The sequence below is a fragment of the Terrabacter sp. P5_B1 genome (assembly GCF_056400505.1).
Genome location: NZ_JBFULD010000446.1, coordinates 1 through 2649, shown reverse-complemented (window position 1 = coordinate 2649; position 2649 = coordinate 1). Strand labels below are relative to the sequence as shown.

3 protein-coding genes are annotated in these 2649 nt (G+C 71.2%); 2 read left to right on the top strand and 1 reads right to left on the bottom strand.

Annotation, left to right across the window (positions count from 1 at the left end; genetic code table 11):
* Both AC1DP0_RS20665 and AC1DP0_RS20660 read left to right on the top strand, forming a co-directional pair.
* Positions 1-1240, top strand: a 1240-nt coding sequence (locus tag AC1DP0_RS20665) for a putative PEP-binding protein (protein WP_478088221.1), incomplete at its 5' end; no start/stop codon positions are given.
* 321 nt (positions 1241-1561) lie between these two features.
* Positions 1562-1903: a hypothetical protein gene (locus AC1DP0_RS20660; protein WP_478088219.1), complete on the top strand. Its 342-nt coding sequence runs from the start codon at positions 1562-1564 to the stop codon at positions 1901-1903.
* A gap of 32 nt (positions 1904-1935) precedes the next feature.
* Here the strand turns inward: AC1DP0_RS20660 and AC1DP0_RS20655 are convergent.
* The coding region (locus AC1DP0_RS20655; RefSeq protein ID WP_478088217.1) for a hypothetical protein at positions 1936-2649 on the bottom strand (714 nt) is incomplete at its 5' end.

Here is a 2649-nt window from a genome sequence, read left to right as displayed (position 1 = left end):
CTCCTTCTCCGTGCCGAGCGTCATCGTCGCGGAGGACCTCGCGCCCGCCGAGACGGCGACGCTCGACCGGCGGCTCGTCGTCGGCATCATCACCGAGGCGGGCGGTCGCACGAGCCACACCGCGATCCTCGCCGCGCAGATGGGGATCCCCGCCGTCGTGCAGCTCGCGGACGCCACCGAGATCCCGCCCGGCACGCCCGTCGCGCTCGACGGGGACACCGGCGAGGTGACGATCGACCCCGACATGGCGCACGTCACCGCCCAGCGGGAGCGGGCCGCCCGTCGGGCCGAGGCGCTGTCACACCTCTCGGGTCCCGGACGCACCTCCGACGGTGTCGAGGTCGCGCTGCTCGCCAACATCGGCGGCGTCGACGACGCCGTCGCGGCCGGAGCCCAGGACCTCCAGGGGGTCGGGCTCTTCCGCACCGAGTTCGTCTACCTCTCGGCGACCAAGGCGCCGACCGTCGCGGAGCAGACCGAGATCTACCGCGGCGTCTTCGCGCCGTTCGAGGGACGCCGCGTCGTCGTGCGCACCCTCGATGCCGGCGCCGACAAGCCGCTGAAGTTCGCCGACCTCGGGCCGGAGGAGAACCCCGCCCTCGGGCGCCGGGGCCTGCGCCTCTCGGCCGAGCGTCCCGACCTGCTCGACGCCCAGCTCGAGGCGCTCGCCATCGCCGCCCGCGAGACCGGCGCCGACGTCCGCGTCATGGCGCCGATGGTCGCCACGGCGGAGGAGGCCGCGTGGTTCGCGCGGCGCGTCCGTGAGAACGGGTTGCCCAAGGCCGGCGTCATGATCGAGGTGCCCGGAGCCGCGCTGCGGGCCCACGACGTGCTCGGCGAGGTCGACTTCGGCTCGCTCGGCACCAACGACCTGGCGCAGTACACGATGGCCGCCGACCGAATGCAGGGCGCGCTGTCCGACCTGCTCGACCCGTGGCAGCCAGGCGTGCTCGACGTCGTCGGGCTCGCGTGCCAGGGTGCGGCCCGTGTGGACCGGCCGATCGGCGTCTGCGGTGAGTCGGCCGGTGATCCGCTCCTCGCGCTCGTCCTCGTCGGGCTCGGAGTCTCGTCGCTCTCGATGGCGCCGAGCAAGGTCCCCGTCGTGCGCCTGGCGCTCTCGCTGCACTCACTCGAGGAGTGCCAGTCGATCGCCGCGGCCGCCCGCGGTGCCCGCACCGCCGTCGACGCCCTCACCGCGGTCCGGGAGGCTGCGAGGCCCGAGCTCACCGACCTGCTCTGAGGCCGCCGACGACGTGATCGGGCCCGAGGGACCGGTGCCGGGGCTGTTCGTCGAGCGACCCCTTTCTGGCCCTCTTCGAGGCAGGTCCAGGGGTGCCGCCCGACGACGGTGTGGTGCTGGCCCGCCTCCACCGTGCCGCGGACGTGCTCGCCGCGGATGGGTCGATCAGGCGCCACGTCCGGCGCTCGGGGCACGGGGACCGCTGACGCCCCCCGAACGGGTGACCACTCTCATACGGACGAAACGGGTTTATCCACAACACTGCTGGATAGACTCGACATGGACGTCGAGAACGGCGGCCCTGTGGCAAAGGAGCTCGGCATGAGCGCGTCCAGCCTCTTCATGGATCAGGTCCGACTCGAGGACGGGTACCACGAGGACGACCTTCCCTTCATCCAGCACGCGTTGACCCAGCTCTTCACGCAGCTGGAGCGCTTCGACCCGTCGATGGTCCACATCGGGCTGCGGGTCAAGGACCGTGGGCAACCCGGCATGCACACCTCCGTCGAGGTCTGCGTCAGCGGCCTGCCGACCATCGTCGGCGTCTCGAACCTGACGGATACCAAGGCCGCCCTCAAGGACGCCGAGTCGAAGGTCGTGTCACAGCTGCGCGAGGCGGCCGACCGGCACCACGACCGCCGGCCCCGGCAGCGGCGTCACTGACCGTCAGCCTCCCGAACGCCGCTGCGGAGCGATCAGTTGCGGCGTGCGACCCGGGCCGTCAGTACGGCGGTGACCGGGATGCCCAGCCAGAGCCACGCGATGGTGGTGGCCGAACCTAGGCGCGCGCTCAGCTGTACGTCGTTGAAGAGGTAGATGTAGAGCGTGAGCAGGCCGAGTTGACCCGCCACGAGCAACACGCGGCTGCGCTCGTTGCGGTACCGATCGGAGTAGACGGGTGGGGGTCTGAGCCAGAGAGCAATGACGACTGCCGCGACGACGGCGACCTGGGTCAAGTGGTCCGTCCACGCCTCCGGCCAGAAGCTGTCGAGGTGCAGCACGACGAGTGGGACGACGACGAGCAGCATCAATGCCCTCGGCTCGAGACCGGCGGTGCGCGCGGTGCCGGCCATGGCGAGGACGACGATGGTAAGCACGGTCTCCACCTGTCCGGGCGTCGACCATGCTGTCGGGGTGGTGTCGGACGCGAAAGCGATACCGAGCAGGGCAGGGAGGAGCCACACCCCGGCGGCCAGCCACAGGTAGAGGCCCGCCGTCAGGCGGCGCCGGATCGCGAGCTCACCAGTGGCCCCGAGCAGGATGGTTGTGGCGGCGACGAGCTGCACCGTCTCGACGTGGTCGATCACCCAGTTGGGCAAGGCGAAGAGAGCCCCGGTATCAACGGTGGGCGAGACGGTACTCACGATCGTCATGACGACGATCGTGGCGAGCGCCGCCACCTCCATGAC